Below are 21,507 nucleotides of genomic sequence, written 5' to 3' on the forward strand. Positions count from 1 at the left end.
TTTCCAGGCCGATAAATAAAAATAGCGACCCGAAAACGAGATTATCAGGCCGATAAATAAAAATAGCGACCCGAAAACAGGATTTTCAGTCCGATAAATAAAAATAGCGACCTGAAAACGAGATTATCAGGCCGATAAAATAAAATAGCGACCCGAAAACAGGATCCTTATCTCCATAAACTATATTCCTCCTACTGAGCAATCATTACCTCCTACCAACCTATAAATTCCTTCTCATTCCTAAAGATACGACTTTTGTATGATGTCAATTTACTTTTCTATTTACACATTTATCGGTATAATTAATCTAAATTTAAGAAGGAAGTTGCGTTACATGTTAATACAAGATTTAATGAATTGGTTCAGTGAAGAGAATATTACTGAATTAATTGAAACGTTTAGATCGTTCGGGATATTCATAGCATTTTTATTACCTTTTATTGAGGCATTCTTACCGTTTTTGCCGATTATTCTCTTTGTTATTGCTAATGTAAATGCTTATGGATTATTGCTAGGTTTTATCATTACATGGGCTGGTACTGTTTCGGGAAGTTATATTGTCTTTTTAATCTTTAGATTAATTTCTAAAAAGCCTTTTATGAAAAGGATTATTGAACAGCCTAGAGTTGTAAGATTTATTCAGTGGATTGATGAACATGGGTTTGGACCACTGTTTATTTTGTTATGCTTTCCATTTACACCAGGTGCTTTAGTTAATATGGTTAGTGCGTTTTCAAATATTAGTAAACAAGTCTATTTAATTGCGTTAATTTTATCAAAAGCCATTATGATATTTACGTTAAGTTTCATCGGTGCCGATATAAATTCCTTTTTTGCAAGTCCTAAAAAGAGTATAATAGTAGTCGTGATTATATTTATACTCTGGCTAGTTGGAAAAGGCTTAGAAAAATATTTTGATAAACGCTTAAAAAATAGGAGTCAAAAATGAAAAAAATATTCGAATGGATAATTGCAATTATTATTGCGTTAGTATTATTATTTGCTGTAAGAACATTTTTATTCATCGGTTATGTTGTAGACGGAGACTCAATGAAACCAACTTTTCATGATAATGATAGAGTAATTGTTAATAAACTTGTTAAAAATTTTGGACAAATTAATAACGGTGATGTTATCGTATTTCATGCGAATAAAAATGCTGATTATATTAAAAGAGTTATCGGGTTACCAGGCGACACAGTTGAAATGAAAAACAACAAACTGTATATTAATGGTACTCATGTAAATGAGCGTTATTTAAATGATGATATAAAAACTGATGACTTCAGTACAAGAACAATTCAAGGATCTAAAAGTGATGTTATTCCTAACGGTGAATATCTAGTATTAGGTGATAATCGTAGCAATAGCAGAGACTCAAGAGAAATTGGATTTGTACATGAAGATGATATCGTTGGTACTGTGAATTTAAGATATTATCCATTTAATCAAATAGATGTGAATTTTGATAAATAATAATAATGAGGTGGCATTTTTGAAAAAAGAGATATTTGAATGGGTTGTGGCGATTGCAGTAGCAGTTGTATGTGTGTTATTGATACAAAAATTCTTATTTGTAACATATACAGTTTCTGGTGATTCCATGTACCCAACTTTAAAAAATAGTGAAAAAGTAATCGTCAATAAAATTGGTTATAAAGTAGGGGATATTGATAACGGAGATGTTATTGTATTCCACGCAAACGCAAATGATGATTATGTAAAACGTGTTATCGGTAAACCTGGTGACACAGTAAAATATGAAAACGACCAATTATATGTAAATGGTAAAAAAGTACCTGAAGAATACTTGAAAGCAAACAAAGCGAATAAGTCTCGTGATTTATTAACAGAGAACTTTGAAGTCAAAGATTTAGTGAATTCAAATGGAGTTAATAAAATTCCTAAAGATGAATATTTAGTCTTAGGAGATAACCGTGAAGTGAGTAAAGATGGCCGTTCATTTGGTTTGATTGATAAAGATGTCATTGTTGGTGAAGTTGCATTAAGATTCTGGCCAATTAATCAATTCCATTATAATTTTGACCCATCTACAAATTAATATAAAAGTTCTGTAACACCTTACTTTGAAATTAAGTGAGGTGTTCTTTTTATGTTAAAATAAATGAATAAGAGAACGTAAGGGAGGTAGAAATAAATGCAATTAAATGTATGGATTGGACGAAGTGGGACCGGGAAAACGAATCAAATGCTTAACCAAATGACAGAAGCTATGATTAAAGATCCATTAGGAGACCCAATTATATTTTTGACACCAACTCAAAATACCTTCCAATATGAACAAGCATTTGTTAAAAATCCTAATTTAAAAGGAAGTATACGTACTTCAGTATTCGGATTTGAAAGGTTAAGTTGGAGGGTTTTAAGTGATGAAGGCGGTCTTGTTGAACAACAAATTTCAGATGAAGCGTTAGAAATGCTTACATATCACTTATTACATACACATAAAAAACAATTAAATTTATATCAGTCTACCATTCAACATTATGGGTTTAGTCATAAAATGATGAATGAGATTAAAGACTTCAAGAAATATAATGTAAGTCCTGATGATTTATCACATTATATTGAACATAACGAAGCCATTCCTAAAAGAATGAAAGATAAACTTAGTGATATCGAAACAATATATAAAGCGTTAGAAGAACAATTAAATGGTCGCTATGTACAGGCAGAAGATGTCTTGTATAAATTAATTGAGAAAATACCAAACTCAGACTACATCAAACAAGCAGATATTTATATTGACGGTTTTCATAACTTTTCAACACTCGAATATCGCGTTATTGAAGCTTTAGTTAAATATAGTAAGTCGGTTACGATTGGTTTAACGACAGATGGAGACAAAGATCCATTTAGCTTATTTAGAAAAACATCGGAATCTCTCAATCACGTTGAAGACATTGCGGATGCATTACAAATTAAGATTAATTATACGCACTTTAAGACAACAGAAAGATTCAATAACCAAAAAGTATTAAAGCATTTGGAAAGTCAATTTGATGCATTATTACCGAATACTATTGATAGTGAAGATTTGAAAATTATAGAAACATCCAATATGAGAGATGAAGTTCAATACGTTGCGAGAGAGATATTAAGACGTTCGAGAGAAGAACATCTATCTTACAAAGACATCGCGATACTTTATCGTGATCCAGGTTATGAGCAGTTGATTGAAACGGTATTACCACATTTTAATATTGCATATAATCATGACGCGAAAAAGAAAATGGCATATCATCCGTTCATTGAATGTTTAAGGTCTATGTTAGAAGTCATTCAAACTGGATGGAAATTTGAGCCTGTCATGCGCATGTTGAAGACAGGCATCTTAACAAGCCATATCCCAAATGCGCCATATTTAATTGATATATTAGAAAACTATGCATTTGAAAGAGGGATATCTGGTAAGAGATGGACGAATCCAGAATTTTTCACAGTTGAATCATTTGAAAAACTCGGTAAAAAATCATTAAGAAAAGAAGAAGATACATTTATAGAAGAAGATCGAAAAACAGTGCAAAGTGTCATCGACTTGAAAGATTATGTTGTGAATCGAATTGAAAAGTTGAACGAAGCTTTAGCTGATAGTCAAACAGTAGAAGACTTTACGAGTCGATTATATGGCGTTATCGAACAATTTGATTTACCTACGCACTTAATGACGATGCGCGATGAATTAGAAATAAAGCATCAGTTTGAAGAAGCGGAAGAAATTGACCAAGTATGGGAAGGCACAATTCGCATATTTGATGACATCGTAGAAGTGTTAGGCGATGTAAAGCTTTCTTTAAATGAATACATCGAAATATTGGATAGAGGATTGGATGAATTAGAATTCTCAATGATTCCGCAAACACTTGATGAAGTTACAGTCGGTAATATGGATTTAGCCAAAGTGGACAATAAAGAAATTGTATTCTTGCTTGGTATGAATGACGGTGTATTACCAAAAGTATCTAATCAAATGTTGTTATTAACAGACGATGAGAAAAAGGAATTAGCAGCATCAAGTGGTTTAGAATTAAGCCCGACGAGTGATATTTTACAGATGGATGAAGCGTTTGTATGTTATATTGCAATGACACGCGCTAAGAAAGAAGTTGTATTCACATATAGTTTAATGTCCGATGGCGGAGAAATTAGAGAAAAGAGTCCATTTATCAATACGATTCAATCGCTATTTACAAATCTTGAAGTTCAGTCACTGAAGTCAAATATAGAGGACAATCCTATCCAGCTATTAGAACATGAACATCAAAGTCAAATGCATATATTTGAACATTTAAATGATTGGATGAATGATGAAATTGTTAATGATATATGGTTGGATGCGTATCATGCTTCATTAGATATTCATCATTTAGACCATACTGTTCAATTTTTAACATCGGCTTTAACGTATAAAAATGATACAGTCCAATTGAATACAGACGTATCTGAATCATTATATGGTCAGAAAATAAACGCCAGTGTATCAAGGTTTGAAACGTATAATCAATGTCCATTTAAACATTACGTTTCACACGGTTTGAAATTAAACGAACGTACGAAATATCAAATTCAAAGCGTCGATATCGGTAATATATTCCACCAAACATTGAAATATATTTCAGATGAAGTAAATGGAGACTTTAGTAAGTTATCAGCAAAAGCCATGACTAAACTCATAAACGAAGCTATCGATGAAAGCTTGCCTAAAATTCAATTCGATGTACTACATCGTACTGCACATTATAGATATTTAAAATTACGCATCCAAAACATTTTGAAATCTACATTAGAAGCAATGAAGTATCAAACAAGTCATTCAAAATTCAAAGCTTATCAATTTGAATTAAACTTTGGTGCAACATCTAAACATCAATTAAAAACGACACCTTTAGCAACGAAACGAAAAATTCCAATAAATATAAGAGGTCAAATTGATAGATTGGACGTATATAAAGGTAAAGATAAAGATTATGTGTCCATTATTGACTATAAGTCATCTATGACAAGTTTAGATTTAACTAAAGTAATGTATGGCATGCAAATGCAAATGTTTACGTATTTAGATGTCGTACTGCAAAATAAAGCTTTGTTAAATCTACAAGATAATGTATCACCTGGTGCATTATTGTATTTCCATGTGCATGAACCTGAAATTAAAGCAACAAGTTGGAGAGAAATTCCAGAAGTAGATGATATTTATCAACAAACCATTGAAAAATTCAAAATGGATGGCTATGTAAATAGAGATCCTGAAGTAGTCGATGCACTTGATGATAAATTGATAGATCAATTAAAATCTGACATGATCCCTGTTACGAAAAAGAAAAATGGTGAATTGAATAGTTATAGTAAAGCTTTAGATGAAGAACTATTTTTCAAATTAATGAATAAAAATAGAGAAAACTTTGTTGAAACAGCTACACAAATTATGGATGGGCATACAGAAGTTTCGCCTATGCGCTATCAAAAGCGGTTACCTTGCCAATTTTGTGAATTTAAATCAGTTTGTCACATCGACCCTATAACTGATACAGAGCAATATAGAGAAATCGAACATACATTAACGAAAGATGAAATCATCGATATGTTGAGAGAGGAGGCGGAAGAATGACATTGCCAGAAAAGCCGATAGATGCACAGTGGACGGATGATCAATGGAAAGCGATATATAGCGAAGGGAAAGATATCCTTGTTGCAGCTGCAGCGGGAAGCGGTAAGACAGCTGTACTAGTTGAACGTATAATTCAAAAAATTATGCGTAACAAACAAGACGTCAATAGGCTGCTTGTTGTAACCTTTACTAACGCAAGTGCGAGAGAAATGAAAGCAAGGGTCAATGCTGCGATTCAAAAAGAAAGCATTAAATATCCTGAAGATGAATATTTGAAATCACAAAGAATTAAAATTCATCAAGCTCAAATTTCTACACTTCATAGCTTTTGTTTAACATTAATTAAATCACATTATGACACAATTGATATTGACCCAAACTTTAGAACTGCAAATGAAGTTGAGAGTATCGTCTTATTAGAACAAGCGATAGATGATGTGTTAGAAAGCTATTATGAAAAGAATGAACAGACATTTTTAGAAATCGTTGAGCATTTATCAAATGACCGTTCTGACGATCCTTTAAGAGCATTATTGAACCGTTTGTATCGATTTAGTATTGCACATGCAGATCCTTTCGCGTGGTTAAATGAATTGGATCAACCATATGAACAAATTGATGAAAATCATGCTTATTTTAAAATGTTTGACCAACTTATTTATCGTAAATTAGATAGTGCTAAAAATGCTTTGTATCAGTCAATAGATTGCTACCAGCATTTGAATGAAGTGGATAAACATGTGAAATATTTAGAAGGTGAACGTATTTGGTTAGAGCGCGTATTTGAAGGTAGTAAACCACTTGATCAAATACATTTAGATATGGCAGCAAAAAAATTACCGACAAATAGTGCAAAGATTAAGTCTGAAAATGAAGGGTCAGAGCAATTACTGGTACTTGGTAAAGACTATCATACAGCTTATATTGACCACTTAAAAGAACTGACTGAAGGTTATCTCAGCAGAAGTAGAGAAGATTTAATTCAAGATATGAAAGATATGGGACCAAGAGTGAAAGTGATTGCGGATATCACTAAAGATGTCATTCAATATTTCCAATCACTTAAACAACAAAAAAGAATTATTGATTTCTCTGATTATGAACATTTAGCTTTAGAAATTTTGACAGATGATGATGGCAATCCTTCAGAAATTGCATTGCAATATCGAGATTACTTTGATGAAATTTTAGTAGATGAATATCAAGATACTAATAGAGTGCAAGAGGCTATCATCAGTTGTATTAAACGTGGAGAAGAGCATAATGGTAACTTATTTATGGTTGGTGATGTGAAACAATCCATCTATAAATTTAGACAAGCTGAGCCAGAATTATTTATAGAAAAATATAAACGATTTAATGATCCGGAAATAGCATCAGGTGAAGTGATCGATTTATCTAAGAACTTTAGATCTAGAAAAGAAGTACTCGATAATACGAATTTTATCTTTTCACATATGATGGATGAAGTTGTTGGTGAAATTGAATATAACGATGAAGCTAAATTGTATTACGGTGCAGATTATGATTCACAACATACACCACTAGAAATGGATATTATCGTCCAAGATTCATTTGAAGTAGAAGATAATAATCTTATTGAAGCAAAGGCTATTGTAGATAAAGTGCAATATATATTAGATAACAAACGCGTATTTGATCGAAAAACGCAAAGTTATCGACCAGCAACATTCAAAGATATTGTGATTCTTGAGAGAAGTTATAGTAATGCGATGCACATGCAACAACAATTTAAAGAAGCGAATATTCCGTTTTATGTAGAATCGAAAAAAGGCTACTTCGAACAAAATGAAATTAGATTGATGCTTTCATTTTTACGAGTAATAGATAACCCGCTGCAAGATAAATATTTAGTTGGTGTTATGCGTTCGATAGCTTTTCAATTTAAAGAAGATGAACTTGCTGAAATTAGAAATAAAGCGCCGCAAGAAATTTACTATATAGATTCTATTCATAAATATATGTCAAATCCAGAAGCGGATGCAGCGCTAGTAGAAAAGCTTAATCAATTTTTAACGCAATTGAAAGACTATCAAGCATATAGTAAGTCTGTTCCAGTATGGCAACTGTTGGATAAATTGTATAATGACTATTACTTAATTTCTTACTTTAGTGGCCTCACTGGTGGTGTTCAAAGAAGACAGAACTTATACGGCTTATTAAATAAAGCTATACAATTTGAAGCATCAAGTTTAAGAGGTATTTTCCAATTTATTAGATTTATCGATGAATTAATCGATCGTGGACAAGATTTCGGACAAGAAAGTGTTATAGGGCCAAATGATGATGTTGTACGTATGATGACGATTCATAGTAGTAAAGGTCTGGAATTTCCGTTTGTTATTTATTCAGGTATTACACGCGAATTTAACCGTACTGAATTGAGAGAGCATGTTATCTTAAATAATCGATATGGATTAGCTTTAACATATTTCAATATTGAAAAAGAAGTCTCATTCCCGACATTAGCATCTATTATATTTAAAAATATCAATGAAACAGAAATGATTTCTGAAGAAATGAGATTGATTTATGTCGCATTAACGAGAGCTAAAGAAGGATTATATCTTATTGGTCGTGTTAAAGGTGATAAAGCACTCGAAAAAATTGGTCTCGTAAGTGCAGATCAAGATGAAATAATTGAATCTGAATATAGAGTGAAAGCGAAATCACCATTTGATCTTATCTCTTCAGTTCTAGCTAAATCGAAAGATAATGGTTTATCACACTCAATGCCATTTAAGTCTGAACGAAGTGAATCTTTTAATATCAATATCATACGTGACGAAGAACAAGATGAAGAACAAGATATCTCATACGAGAAACCAACGTTAGATACACTTATGAAATATAAACCTTCTGAGAAGAAGGATGAAATCTATAATCAGATGGTGTACAAATATCCGGATGAACAACTGTTAAATATTGCAGCAAAACAATCTGTTTCTGAAATTAAACGTCAGCGAGAAACTGAAGAAGCGGGTACGGATTATCAAATTGTGAGACAATATCAGCTTGGTACTAAATCATATGACAGACCTAAGTTTATGACTAAACAAAAAAGACAAAGTGCGGAAATTGGTACTTTGATGCATGCAGTTATGCAACACCTTCCTTTAAAGCAAGGAGGTTTATCTGTTGAAGATTTACAAAATCTTGTACACGAGTTGATGGATAAAGAAATACTTCCTGATGACGCTATGCAAGATTTAGATTTATCATTAATAGAAGTATTTACACATTCTGATTTATATAAAAGGTTAGTCAATGCAGACAAAGTCATGAGAGAGGTACCTTTTGTAGTTGGTCAAGATGATATCGATCAAGGTTTATCTTTCGATGTTTCTGAAAAAGATAATAAACCCATTATTCAAGGGATGATAGATTGTATTTTTATTGAAGGAGATAAAGTATCATTTATAGATTATAAAACAGATGCATTTATCGTTCGTAGAGGCAAAACAAAAGAAGAAGTAGCAGAAACGATGAAACAAAAATATGACGTTCAAATGCGTTATTATCAAAATACTTTAGAAACAATATTGAAGAAACCAGTTGAAGGTTATTTATACTTCTTTCAATATGGAACGAAACACATCAAGGAGAATCATTAATGGCAAAACAAAGAATATTTAGTATTGATGCATTAAGAGGGTTTAGTTTACTAGGAATATTACTTATGAATATTTTAACCTTTGCATATCCATATCAAATCATCAATCCGTTTGAGTTTTTTCAACATCAAGATGGTGCATGGTTTAAAATCAGTTCATTATTTATAATCGCTTCATTTTATCCAATATTTGCATTTTTATTTGGTTATGGTTTATCTATCATGTATCAAAATAGTTTGGATAAGGGATTAAACTATTATCCAATGATTACAAGAAGATTATTATTTTTATTATTGCTAGGTATCATTCATGGCGTGTTCATTTTTTATGGTGATATTTTATCAACTTATGCATTGTTAGGTTTAATTGCAATCATATTTGTGCGCTTAAAACCACAATATACATTAGTTGCACTATCAATAGGAATCGGCATATTTGTACTGTTATATTTACTGCCAATGATTTTATTAAAAGATGTCACGCAAATAGAAAGCTTCGTAGGATTACAAGAATTAGAAAGAGTTAATAATATATTATCAAGTGCTGATTATGTATCGATTATTGGCTTTAATTTGAAATATTTTGGTATGAATATTGCGAACGCCATTCTAGTAGGACCATTTTCTATTTTACCGATTATGCTATTCGGTATTTATGCACATCAAATTAATTGGTTTAACAAAATTAAACAATATAAAAATCTATATATGGTGATAGGGGTTGTTGTATTAATTTTAGGTTTAGCAATTAAAATGATTCAAATTGTGTTAGAAGGTTCAGTGACATCACAATTAATGAGTCAGATGATTGGTGGCCCAATTGTTGCATTGAGCTATATTATGTTCTTTGTGATCTTATGTGAAGATCAAACAGCTCGAAAAATTTTAACGCCATTACAATCAATCGGAAAACTAAGCTTAACGACTTATATTATGCAAAGTGTAATATGTATTATCATATTCTATGGTGTTGGGTTTAATTTCTATGGTAAGTTACCTGTCTTAACCATTTATATCATAGGTATTGTTATTTATTGCGTGCAACTTATCTTGAGTTATCTGTATTTAATGAAATTTAAACAAGGACCATTGGAAAAATTATGGAGAAAAGTAACATATTTAAAATAATCGATTGAAAAGCATGCGATTTATCTAAAAATTCGGTATAATCGAAATTAAGAATAAGAAGGAGTTGACAGAGTGAATGAAATTTTTAACTTTTAAACATAAAGATATCACTTCATACGGTGTGAAAGTAAAACGCGAAGAAGCGGTTTGGGATTTACGCAAAGTATTTGCAGACTTTGGAGAAGAAGGTTTTAATCCTAAGACATTATTAGAAGGTTTACAATTAAATATAAATGTTGATTTCCAAGAAGCAGTTCGTAAAGCAGTCGTTAAAGTAGAAGAATCTGCTGAGAAAGACGATTACAAATATAGCTTTGAGGATATCGAGTTTTTACCACCTGTAACACCTACAAATAATGTAATTGCTTTCGGACGTAATTACAAAAAACACGCTGAAGAATTAAATAATAAAGTTAATAGATTATATGTATTCACTAAAGCAGCATCATCTTTAACTGGTGATAACGCAGAAATTCCGAATCATAAAGATGTAACAGACAAGTTAGATTATGAAGGTGAATTAGGCGTTGTAATCGGTAAGCATGGAGAGAAAATCCCACGTGGATTAGCTTTAGATTATGTATATGGTTATACAATCATCAATGACATTACAGATAGAAATGCTCAAAAGGAACATGATCAAGCATTCCTTTCTAAATCATTAACAGGTGGATGCCCAATGGGTCCATATATCGTAACTAAAGATGAGTTACCATTACCTGAAGACGTTAATATTGTCACTAAAGTGAACAATGAAATTCGTCAAGATGGTAATACAAATGAAATGATCTTAAAAATCGACGAATTAATTGCTGAAATTTCTAAATATGTAGCATTGCATCCAGGGGATATCATTGCTACTGGTACACCGGCTGGAGTTGGTGCAGGTATGAACCCACCACAATTTTTACAACCAGGTGATGAAATTAAAGTTACAATTGATGGTATCGGAACATTAACAACATTCATTAGTGAAAAATAATTAAAGTGATAAATAAGAGTACCTTCTAAACCGAGTGTTAGAAACTTGGAATAGGGGGTATTCTTTTTAGTAGGACGAACATTTGAATAAATTGTGAATTATGCGCTAACTTTAATATTTGCTTTTGCAAAAATGGGCTTATTCTAATTGTTCCTATGTTATAATGCTATTGGAAAAGAAATATGAATATTTGGGGGGAACTAAATATGATACATTTCCATATTTTTAGCTGGTTAGTTACGATTATCTTATTCTTCGTTGTCTACATGAAAGTTACAAATAAACCAGTGCATATGGTCTTAAGATTATTCATGGTATTTACTTTAATTTCTGGTTTTGTTATTTTCATGCAAGCTATGGGAATTAACGGTATGCTATATGGTATTAAATTTATTCTTGGACTTGCAGTTCTTGGTTTAATTGAAGTGACAATTGCTAAGAAGAAAAAGAATAAAAACAGCCAAGGATTATTCATTGCAACAATTGTTGTAATGGTATTAACGATTTTATTAGGTAGTTATTTACCAATGGGCGTATTACACTTTGGTTAATAGCTACTTTAAGATCCATTCATGATTTTGTAATTACAAGACATGAATGGATTTTTTTATTGAATTTATTTATGACAATTTCATGTAGTTCTATCAGTTAAGTAAACGTTTTAGTATAATAGAATTAATTGGGTAATAAAGAGGGTTGAATAAATGAATAAATGGACAAAGATAATCATATCGATTATATTAATCGCACCACTTTTTAGTAGCTATGTTTTTGCGAAAGAGAAAGAATACGAGGATGTTAAATACCCTAGAATTTATAGTTTAGTGGTTGATCGTTTTATGAATGGAAATAACGACAACAATAAGATGGTTAAAAATAATAATCAATCGAATGATTTACCACTTGGAGGGGATTTCCAAGGGATTGAATCAAAGCTAGATTATATTCATGATATGGGATTTAATACGATACATATTTCACCAGTCTTTTCACATGATCAGAAAGATTTTTTAGGATATAAAGTGAAAAACTATGATGATATCGACAAAGTGCTTGGTGGAGAGAAAGCATTCAAATCATTAATTGATAAAGTGCATCAAAAAGATATGAAAATCATCGTTGATATGCCAGTTACATATACAGATGAATTTAAGCAATCTACAGATGGTAATTTAAACCAAATTCAAAAATCATACTTTAAAAATAATCAATTCATAGATTTGAAGAATAGTGAGAATCAAGGTATTTACAAAGCGAAAGTTAAAAATTTTGTAGATAAATATCATATCGATGGTGTTTCGATGAATATCGTTCAAGATGGAATAGATGCTGAGGCGTTTCTACCAGAAGGATTGGATACATACGGTATCATTAATAAAGACGGCATAAACGCTAAGAACTTCAAACATTTATCTACAAATGGTACACGTACCGCTATTCAAAATGCATTTAAAACTGAAAATACCGAAATTCCTGATTATAACCAAAAAGGTGAAGTACTCATTGCAGACACTTGGTTTACAGAACGTTTCACAAAGCATGCTGCAGATGAGAACAAATTCCCTGGAACACGTATCAAACAATTAATGACATATTTGTGGGGATATAAAGGTCCAGTTATGATGAACTATGGTACAGAAATAGCTGTAAACGGTTCGAAAATCGAAACAATCAATCAGCTACAGAACTTTAGAACGGATAAAGAAGTAATAAAATATTTAGAAAAAATTGCTGATACCTTTAAACAATATCAAGAATTGTATGAAGGTAAAGTTAAAGTATTGCCGCATGATAAAGGCACAAACTTGTTTTATTTTGACACAAATACAATTGATTATATCTTGAATATTAACGATAGCAGTAAGTCTAAAAAAGTCACATTAGATGATAAGGTTATTGAAAAAAATAAAATGCTATCTGGCCTTATATTAGGAGATAATATTAAAGGTAAAGATAATCGATATGACTTAATTACAGATAGAGAAGAAAGTGAACTATACGCAATTATTAATGAAAGAGGACTGAATAATAGTTATTTAGTTGCAGCAGTACTTGTAATCCTATTATTTGGATTATTTATCTTCTTAGTATCAAGAAGAAGTAAACGACAAAAGAATAATCAATAATATGTAAAGCTGGGACATCCGTGTCCCGGCTTTTTTCATTGTTAGAGGTAGTAGGGGTGTGTTTCTGGACCGATAAATAAAATTATCGACCCGAAAAACATCGTTTTCGGGTCGCTCTATTAAAATTCACATGCTTTTATTTTGATTGTGCTTTATAACCAATCATATTAACAATATCTTTTGGACTAGAGAATGGTGGTGCGTAAGCGATCTCTATATCACGGAGTTCGTCTACAGTTAGGTCTCCTATTATTGCTGTAGCTAAGATATCAATTCGTTTATCAGCACCATCTTTACCGACTGCACATGCACGTAATATTTTGCGTGTTACTTTATCAAAATAAACGCGTAATGTAAGTGGTTCGGCACTTGGATAATAGCCAGCATGTTGTTTTTGAGTTTGTTCAACTACCTCATAATCATAATTTGAGAGTTCACTTTCTGAAACACCAACACTACCTAATGCATAATCAAACATTTTTACTATATTTGTACCAAGTAAACCTTTGAAAGTAGCTTTAGGACTTGATGAATTTGATGTAATATTTTCGGCGATTAATGCTGCTGCTCTATGGGCACCCCAAGCTAAAGTGACACTAGTTGGTTTCTTTGTATGTCTATAGAATGTTTCAATCACATCACCTAATGCATATACATCATCTAAATTCGTTTCGAAATATTCATTTACTGGAATATAGCCTTTTTCATTTAATTTAAGTGAAGATGATTTTAACCAATCACTATTCGGTTCAATTCCGACACCAGTAATGACTATGTCATATGACTCTGTTTTACCGGATTTAAAAGTTACTTCTCGTCCTGAAATATCTGCAATTTCTTCATTTAATCTATAAGGAATATGTCGTTTTTCTAACTCATCAAATATGACTTTATTTAAATCTTTATCCATACTCTTATTAATGTGGTCGCTACGATGTATCAAAGTTGTCTCGATATTTCTATTATATAAGTTCTCCAAAATTTCTAAACTCACATAACCAGCACCGACAATTAATGCAGATTGGACATTTTCTTTTTGAATAAAGTCTTCTATTTTGTCAGTATCTACTAAGTTTCTTAAAGTGAATACACGGTCAGATTGAAAATCTAAATGTCTTGCACGACATCCCGGACTTAAAATGAGTTTGTCATATGCATCTTCAAAAATTTCACCAGTTTCATGATTTTTAATCGTGATTGTTTTTTTAGCATCATTTAATTCGATCGCTTCATGATAAGTTTTAATTGTAATATGCTTTTTGTCTTTAAATTGTTCAGGTGTTGCTGATAACATCATATCTCTATCTTCTACGACTTCTCCTAAATAATAGGGAAGGCCACAGTTTGCAAAGCTCATATCTCTATCTTTTTCATAAACTGTAATGTCGCTATCCGGATCAAGTCGTCGAATTTGCGATGCAACTGTTGCGCCTCCAGCAACTGCACCGATTACGATAATTTTAGCCACTTACCATCACTCCTTATAATAGAATATGGCGACTGTGCCACTACCAGTGTGTGAACATATAACTGGACCAATATTTGAAATGACAACATCTTTAGGTGAAAGATTTGATTGTATCAGTGCTTTAATTTTTTCTGCTTCTTCAATATCATCAGCATGTGTCATATAAATAATGTCATCAGAGTAATCACTATTTTCTTTTTTCATCTTATCTATAATGGCATGCCATAATTTTTTAGAACCTCGATGCTTCTCAATCGGAACAAGTTTACCTTCTTCAACATGAAGGAGTGGCTTAATATTTAATAAATTACCTAAAAATGCTTGTCCTTTAGAAAGTCTGCCACCACTAGCTAAATAGTTTAAATCTTTAACTGTAAATAGATGTCTAATTTTATCAATTCGCTCTTTAATATAAGCATCAAGCTCTTCAAAAGTATAGGACTGTTCAATTTTATCTTGTACATCGAGAATTAATTTACCGCATCCCATTGATGCACTTAATGTGTCATATATTGTTAAATCAAGGTCTGGGTATGTTTCTTTCACTTGTTCTTTAACTAAACAAGCTGTTTGATATGTCCCACTTAAAGCACTACTAAAAGCTAAGTAAATAGCTTGTTCTTTCTTTTCTGCAACTTCAGTAAATACTTTTGTCATTTGTTCCATAGTAGCTTGATTCGTCTTTGGATGTTTATTGTTTTTAATTGCTGCTAATACTTCTTCGTTTGAGATTTCATATTGATCAACTTTATTTTGATCATCAATGACAATTCCGAAAGGTAAGAAGTAAAATCCTTTTTCTTCAATTTGTGATAACGTTAAATCTGAACCACTATCCACGATCATTTTCATGTAAAAATCCCCTTACATATTTAAGTCAAAATGTTTGTTTAAGTATTTTCCGATACCATCATTATTATTAGTGTCTGTAACTTCTGTTGCAATTTCTTTAAGTTCTGGAATAGCATTTCCCATTGCGATACCATAATTGGCAAATTGAATCATTTCAAAATCATTATCTTCATCACCAAAAGCAATAATATTATCAAAATCTATATCTAAATATTCAGCGACATATTTTACCGCTTTACCTTTGTTAATACCCTTTTTAACAATTTCAATAACAGGAAATGGAGCGCCCCAACGACGATGTTCTATAAATTCAGCATAGTGCTTATTTAAATGTCTTTTAATTCGTGGAATCTCACTTTCTTCTGCTTGAATTAATAGACTCGTAGGAGATTCAGGAAGTAATTGATCAAGTTCTCCATATTTTATTTCAGGATTGCCCATGCTGAAACCTTCAAATAATGATTGATCATAGTTGTTGATATACACTTGGTCTTTAACTTCAGCAATAATATTTTTAATATCAAGTTGACTAATATCTTTATAAATTTTGTATGCGATACGCGTATCAAATTGTTCATGTTTCGTTGGGAACCTATTATCTGTTGGATGATGAATATAAGCACCATTGAAATTAATGATAGGGGTATTCATATTCATTGCATTGTAATAATCCACACTTGCTCGATATGGTCTACCAGTTGAAATCATAATTTCATGACCGGATTTTTTTAAATACTGTAATACTTTTTTAGTAAAAGGTGAGATGCGCTTTTCATCGTTTAATAATGTGCCATCTAAATCTAAACAAATTAAATGTTTTTCCATATCGATAACTCCTTACCATTTTTCTTTATGATACATACAATAATATCATATCATTTTCTTTAACCCATGCTTTAAATTTGATATATTATATATAGTAACTTTTAGAATGAGGTGAAAATATGGAAGAAGCAATGAAAGATAGTATTATCGGTGCACTTGAGAATGTAATTGACCCTGAACTAGGAATTGACATAGTTAACTTAGGTCTTGTATATAACGTTGACTTAGACGACGAAGGATTATGCACAGTAGAAATGACTTTAACTTCTATGGGTTGTCCAATGGGGCCACAAATTATAGATCAGGTTAAAACTGCATTAGCAGAATTACCTGAAATTAAAGAAACAGAAGTTAACATTGTCTGGAATCCACCTTGGGGCAAAGACAAAATGTCACGTTACGCTAAAATTGCATTAGGTGTAAGCTAAAAGTAATCAAAAAGCAGTAGAGCATCATGTTTAGAACATGCAGCTCTACTGCTTTTGTTGTTTATAGTTGTCTTATTCTATCCTACATATGGATAAAGGACAATTTTCGCAATTGATGGCTCTCTTTAAATAATCTAAGTCGTGTATGGTGATTTTCTTATGATTGATGGAGACGATTTTCTCTTTCTTTAAATTACTCAACATACGGTTAACACTTTCTCTTGTTACATTACAAAAATTAGCTAATTCATGATTGGTTAAATCTACATTTATCAAAATGTTATTACCATCTTGTATGCCATAAGTATTTGCTAATTTAATCAATATTGAATAGAATGCACCCGTTTTTCCAAGTGTGTAGACATCTCTAATTTGATATTCATTTTTTTCGTTTTCATTTTGTACCCACAGTAACCATTCATATTTAAGTACTTCATCGTTTAAAATGGCTTCTTCGAATTGTACTTTAGGAATACTAAATACGACAGCTGCTTCTTTTACTCTTGCTGAAAGGCTATGTGTCTTTCTTCCACAAAATAATGTTGTCGAACCGAAAATACTATGTCTGCCTAATAGTTTAGTATTAAATTCTTTCCCGTCTTCCATTACGCGATGTGTAATGACTTTTCCCTCTACAATTACATAAATATGATTACATAAGTCTCCAGTATGGTATATATAATGGTGGGCATCAAAATGGTGTCGTTGACCATGTTGAATAATATACTCAATAATTGAAGTTGCTTCTGTATATGTAGTTTGCAAAAGATCACTTCCCCTTATGATTTCAATTATAGTTTACCATAAAATGTCATAAAAAAGGTTTGTAATTTTGGTGCTTTATATTTGTCAAAGAAGGTCAAAAGGTATATAATCAAATTAAGGTCAAAGATAGTCAAACTATTGACCGTTGAAAATTTAAAGAGGTGATACATTTGGATATTAATCAGATGACATATTCCGTACAAAGTGCAATTGAACAAGCACAACAATTATCACAATCATATCAACTACAAAATATTGAAATAGAAGCTGTATTACTTGCAGCATTAAATGAAGATGAAAGTATTTATAAAAGAACGCTAGAAAGAGCAAATATTGATACAGAAATTTTAAAAGATAAATATGAACAAAAGTTAAAACAATATTCTGTAGTTAAAGGTGATAACGTCCAATATGGACAATATATTTCGCCAAAGCTTAATGAATTATTTAATAAAGCAGATAAAATTAAAGAAGAAATGCAAGATGACTATATGTCTATGGAGCATATCTTAAAAGCAGCTATCGAAGTTGACCAAACAACAATCGATATTGTAGGTAACAAAAAAGAAGTCGTTAATGAAATTATTAATAAAATAAGAGGAGGGAATCGTGTGACATCACAAAATCCTGAAGTACAATATGAAGCATTATCTAAATACGGTAGAGATTTAGTCGAAGAAGTTCGAAAAGGGAAAATGGATCCTGTAATCGGTAGAGATGAGGAAATTCGTAATACGATTCGTATATTAAGTAGAAAAACTAAAAATAACCCAGTATTAATAGGTGAGCCTGGTGTTGGTAAAACAGCCATTGTAGAAGGACTTGCTCAACGAATTGTTAAAAGAGATGTTCCTGAATCACTATTAGATAAAACAATTTTTGAATTAGATTTATCAGCATTGGTTGCTGGTGCCAAATTCCGCGGTGAATTTGAAGAAAGATTAAAAGCAGTCTTAAAAGAAGTTAAAGAATCTGAAGGAAGAATTTTATTATTCATTGATGAAATTCATATGCTAGTTGGTGCAGGTAAAACAGACGGTGCAATGGATGCAGGTAACATGCTTAAACCAATGTTAGCACGAGGTGAGTTACACTGTATCGGTGCAACAACTTTAAATGAATATCGTCAATACATTGAAAAAGACTCAGCATTAGAAAGACGTTTCCAAAAAGTAAATGTTAAAGAACCTGACTTAGAAGATACTATATCAATTTTAAGAGGTTTGAAAGAAAGATATGAAGTACACCATGGTGTTCGTATTCAAGATAGAGCGTTAGTAGCAGCAACTGAATTATCAGATAGATATATTACAGATAGATTCTTACCAGATAAAGCGATAGATTTAGTAGACCAAGCTTGTGCAACAATACGTACAGAAATGGGTTCTAATCCAACTGAATTAGATGCTGTAAATAGACGTGTCATGCAGTTAGAAATTGAAGAAAATGCACTTAAATCAGAATCTGACCAAAGCAGTCAAATTCGTCTAGAAGAATTACAAAAAGAATTAGCCGATGAAAAAGAAAAACAACAACAATTACAAAGTAAAGTTGAACAAGAGAAAGAACAAATCAAATCATTACAAGATAAAAGAGCAGAATTAGATGAAAGTAAACAAGCGCTTGAAAATGCAGAAAATCAATATGATTTAGCTAAAGCAGCAGAACTTAAACACGGCAAGATTCCACAAATAGAAGCAGAATTAAAAGAATTAGAAGAAGCATTTGCTGAAGAAACAGGCTCTGATCATGACCGACTTATAAGAGAAGTTGTAACAGATGAAGAAATTGGTTATATCGTCAGTCAATGGACAGGTATTCCAGTATCAAGACTTGTTGAAACTGAAAGAGAAAAATTACTTAAACTTTCAGACATTCTACATGAAAGAGTTGTCGGTCAAGATGAAGCAGTAGATCTAGTGTCAGATGCTGTTGTAAGAGCAAGAGCAGGTATTAAAGACCCAAATAGACCAATTGGTAGTTTCTTATTCTTAGGTCCTACTGGTGTCGGTAAAACTGAATTAGCTAAGACATTAGCAGCAACATTATTTGATTCTGAAAAACATATGATCAGAATTGATATGAGTGAATATATGGAAAAACACTCTGTTGCACGTTTAATTGGTGCGCCTCCAGGTTATGTAGGTTATGAAGAAGGTGGCCAATTAACAGAAGCGGTTAGAAGACAACCATATTCAGTTATTTTATTAGATGAAATTGAAAAAGCACACAATGATGTGTTTAACGTATTACTTCAATTATTAGATGAAGGTAGATTAACAGATGCAAAAGGTCGCAGTGTTGATTTTAAAAATACAATTATCATTATGACAAGTAATATTGGTTCACAATATTTATTAGATGGTGTTACTGAAAATGGTGAAATTGAAGAATCAGCTAAAAAACAAGTAGACGACAGCTTACATGCTTACTTTAAACCAGAAATATTAAACAGAATGGACGATATCGTACTATTCAAACCATTATCTATTAAAGATATGAGTCATATCGTAGATCATATTATTACAAACTTAAACATTCGATTAGTAGATCAACACATCAAAGTGAGTGTAGACCAAGATGTGAAAGAGTGGATAGCTGAAGAAGCATATGAACCACAATTTGGTGCAAGACCATTAAAACGATTTGTACAAAGACAAATTGAAACACCATTAGCAAGATTAATGATCGGTCAAGAATTAAAAGAAGGTACAATAGTAAACGTACACTTAGTAGATGGTGAAGTTAAATTTGAAGTAAATGCATAATAATGAATCCCGTCATGTAATTGGCGGGATTTTTTTGGTTATGTGTAAAAGGTAGTAATTAGCAAGTTAGGTGAGAAGTGCAAATACTGAGGTTGTTATTAGCAGTTTCGGTTAGAAGTGCAAATACTGGGTACGTTATTAGCAGTTTTGGTAAGAAGTGCAAATACTGGTATCGTTATTAGCAGTTTTGATTAGAAGTGCAAATAGTGGGTGCGTTATTAGCAGTTTCGGTTAGAAGTGCAAATACTGGGTGCGTTATTAGCAGTTTCGGTTAGAAGTGCAAATACTGAGGTCGTTATTAGCAGTTTCGGTTAGAAGTGCAAATACTGAGGTCGTTATTAGCAGTTTTGATTAGAAGTGCAAATAACGAGTGTCTTAGTAACACTTCGGCCGAGATTTGTAACTATGGGTATCCTTAGTAACACTTCGGCCGAGTTTTGTAATTATAGCCGCTCTTAGTTACAGTTTAACCGAGTTTTGTAACTAACGCCCCCGTTATGAACAAGTTTGGTAAGAAGTGTTCACAACGCCCTCGTTATAAACAAGTTTGGTAAGAAGTGTTCGCAACGCCCTCGTTATGAACAAGTTTGTCGAGAAGTGTTCGCAACGCCCACATTCACACCATGAATATAACCTAAAAATCATATGGTCTAATATAAACAAAAAATCCCGCCTCATAATTGACGGGATTTTTTTATGAATGTTGTGTACTTTGTTTGTCAGAAGAAGATTTACCAACTAATGCATCTAAAAGAATAATAACAACTGTAAAAATGATTGCATAAATAGTTGGACTAACAAAATTTAGCGCTTCATCTGAACCGCCTAAACTATGTAAAACAAAGTTTATCATTTGTGATAATAAGAATGCCCATATAAAAGTTAAGATGTATTGCATTTTT

General features: G+C 31.8%; 16 protein-coding genes. 11 read left to right on the top strand and 5 right to left on the bottom strand.

Going from position 1 to position 21,507, the window contains the following annotated elements; translation table 11 throughout:
• Window positions 1-334 precede the first annotated feature (334 nt).
• The 9 genes from LQ679_RS07815 to LQ679_RS07855 all read left to right on the top strand — a co-directional run bounded on the left by LQ679_RS07815 (window position 335) and on the right by LQ679_RS07855 (window position 13,499).
• Window positions 335-949, top strand: a complete 615-nt coding sequence (locus LQ679_RS07815; protein WP_126477203.1) for a TVP38/TMEM64 family protein — start codon at window positions 335-337, stop codon at window positions 947-949.
• Complete coding sequence (gene lepB, locus LQ679_RS07820) at window positions 946-1,476, top strand: signal peptidase I (RefSeq protein WP_103361877.1); 531 nt, start codon at window positions 946-948, stop codon at window positions 1,474-1,476. The genes LQ679_RS07815 and lepB (LQ679_RS07820) overlap by 4 nt, the downstream gene beginning before the upstream one ends.
• 19 nt (window positions 1,477-1,495) lie before the next feature.
• Complete coding sequence (gene lepB / locus LQ679_RS07825; protein WP_119651065.1) at window positions 1,496-2,062, top strand: signal peptidase I; 567 nt, start codon at window positions 1,496-1,498, stop codon at window positions 2,060-2,062.
• A gap of 96 nt (window positions 2,063-2,158) precedes the next feature.
• Window positions 2,159-5,629, top strand: coding sequence for a helicase-exonuclease AddAB subunit AddB (gene addB, locus LQ679_RS07830; RefSeq protein ID WP_239762371.1), 3,471 nt, complete (start codon window positions 2,159-2,161; stop codon window positions 5,627-5,629).
• Window positions 5,626-9,264 carry a helicase-exonuclease AddAB subunit AddA gene (addA, locus tag LQ679_RS07835; protein ID WP_239762372.1) on the top strand — a complete coding sequence of 1,213 codons (3,639 nt, stop codon included), beginning with the start codon at window positions 5,626-5,628 and terminating at the stop codon, window positions 9,262-9,264. Before addB ends, addA begins: the two co-directional genes overlap by 4 nt.
• A complete protein-coding gene (locus LQ679_RS07840) occupies window positions 9,264-10,391 on the top strand; it encodes a DUF418 domain-containing protein (protein ID WP_126477199.1) in 1,128 nt (375 codons plus the stop codon). The genes addA and LQ679_RS07840 overlap by 1 nt, the downstream gene beginning before the upstream one ends.
• Window positions 10,392-10,467: 76 nt before the next feature.
• Entirely contained in the window at window positions 10,468-11,373 is a 906-nt protein-coding gene (locus LQ679_RS07845; protein ID WP_037588862.1) for a fumarylacetoacetate hydrolase family protein, read from the top strand.
• Window positions 11,374-11,579: 206 nt separating this feature from the next.
• Window positions 11,580-11,924, top strand: coding sequence for a YisL family protein (locus LQ679_RS07850; protein ID WP_037588863.1), 345 nt, complete (start codon window positions 11,580-11,582; stop codon window positions 11,922-11,924).
• 153 nt (window positions 11,925-12,077) lie between these two features.
• Window positions 12,078-13,499 carry an alpha-amylase family glycosyl hydrolase gene (locus tag LQ679_RS07855; RefSeq protein ID WP_239762373.1) on the top strand — a complete coding sequence of 474 codons (1,422 nt, stop codon included), beginning with the start codon at window positions 12,078-12,080 and terminating at the stop codon, window positions 13,497-13,499.
• Between the two features lie 136 nt (window positions 13,500-13,635).
• Here LQ679_RS07855 and LQ679_RS07860 read toward each other — a convergent pair whose 3' ends face one another.
• The 3 genes from LQ679_RS07860 to LQ679_RS07870 are packed head-to-tail and all read right to left on the bottom strand — an operon-like array spanning window position 13,636 to window position 16,644.
• Entirely contained in the window at window positions 13,636-14,967 is a 1,332-nt protein-coding gene (locus LQ679_RS07860) for a CoA-disulfide reductase (protein WP_159315240.1), read from the bottom strand.
• Window positions 14,968-14,973: 6 nt separating this feature from the next.
• Window positions 14,974-15,819: a DegV family protein gene (locus LQ679_RS07865; RefSeq protein WP_025905694.1), complete on the bottom strand. Its 846-nt coding sequence runs from the start codon at window positions 15,817-15,819 to the stop codon at window positions 14,974-14,976.
• 12 nt (window positions 15,820-15,831) lie between these two features.
• Window positions 15,832-16,644 carry a Cof-type HAD-IIB family hydrolase gene (locus LQ679_RS07870; RefSeq protein ID WP_037588866.1) on the bottom strand — a complete coding sequence of 271 codons (813 nt, stop codon included), beginning with the start codon at window positions 16,642-16,644 and terminating at the stop codon, window positions 15,832-15,834.
• A 119-nt stretch (window positions 16,645-16,763) separates the two neighbouring features.
• On the opposite strand from LQ679_RS07870, the gene LQ679_RS07875 reads away from it, so the two are divergent.
• Window positions 16,764-17,072 (top strand): metal-sulfur cluster assembly factor, encoded by a 309-nt coding sequence (locus tag LQ679_RS07875; protein ID WP_037588867.1) that lies wholly within the window; start codon window positions 16,764-16,766, stop codon window positions 17,070-17,072.
• 72 nt (window positions 17,073-17,144) lie between these two features.
• Here LQ679_RS07875 and LQ679_RS07880 read toward each other — a convergent pair whose 3' ends face one another.
• Complete coding sequence (locus LQ679_RS07880; RefSeq protein ID WP_159315239.1) at window positions 17,145-17,837, bottom strand: Crp/Fnr family transcriptional regulator; 693 nt, start codon at window positions 17,835-17,837, stop codon at window positions 17,145-17,147.
• Window positions 17,838-18,007: 170 nt separating this feature from the next.
• Here LQ679_RS07880 and clpB point away from each other — a divergent pair, with 170 nt between their 5' ends.
• The gene (gene clpB, locus LQ679_RS07885; protein WP_025905689.1) at window positions 18,008-20,605 is read left to right on the top strand and encodes an ATP-dependent chaperone ClpB; all 2,598 of its coding nucleotides are present in this window, start codon (window positions 18,008-18,010) and stop codon (window positions 20,603-20,605) included.
• A 694-nt stretch (window positions 20,606-21,299) separates the two neighbouring features.
• Here the strand turns inward: clpB and LQ679_RS07890 are convergent.
• Entirely contained in the window at window positions 21,300-21,503 is a 204-nt protein-coding gene (locus LQ679_RS07890) for a YjzD family protein (protein ID WP_025905688.1), read from the bottom strand.
• Window positions 21,504-21,507: the final 4 nt, after the last annotated feature.

This window comes from Mammaliicoccus sp. I-M35 (assembly GCF_022386455.1).
GTDB lineage: Bacteria > Bacillota > Bacilli > Staphylococcales > Staphylococcaceae > Mammaliicoccus > Mammaliicoccus sciuri_A.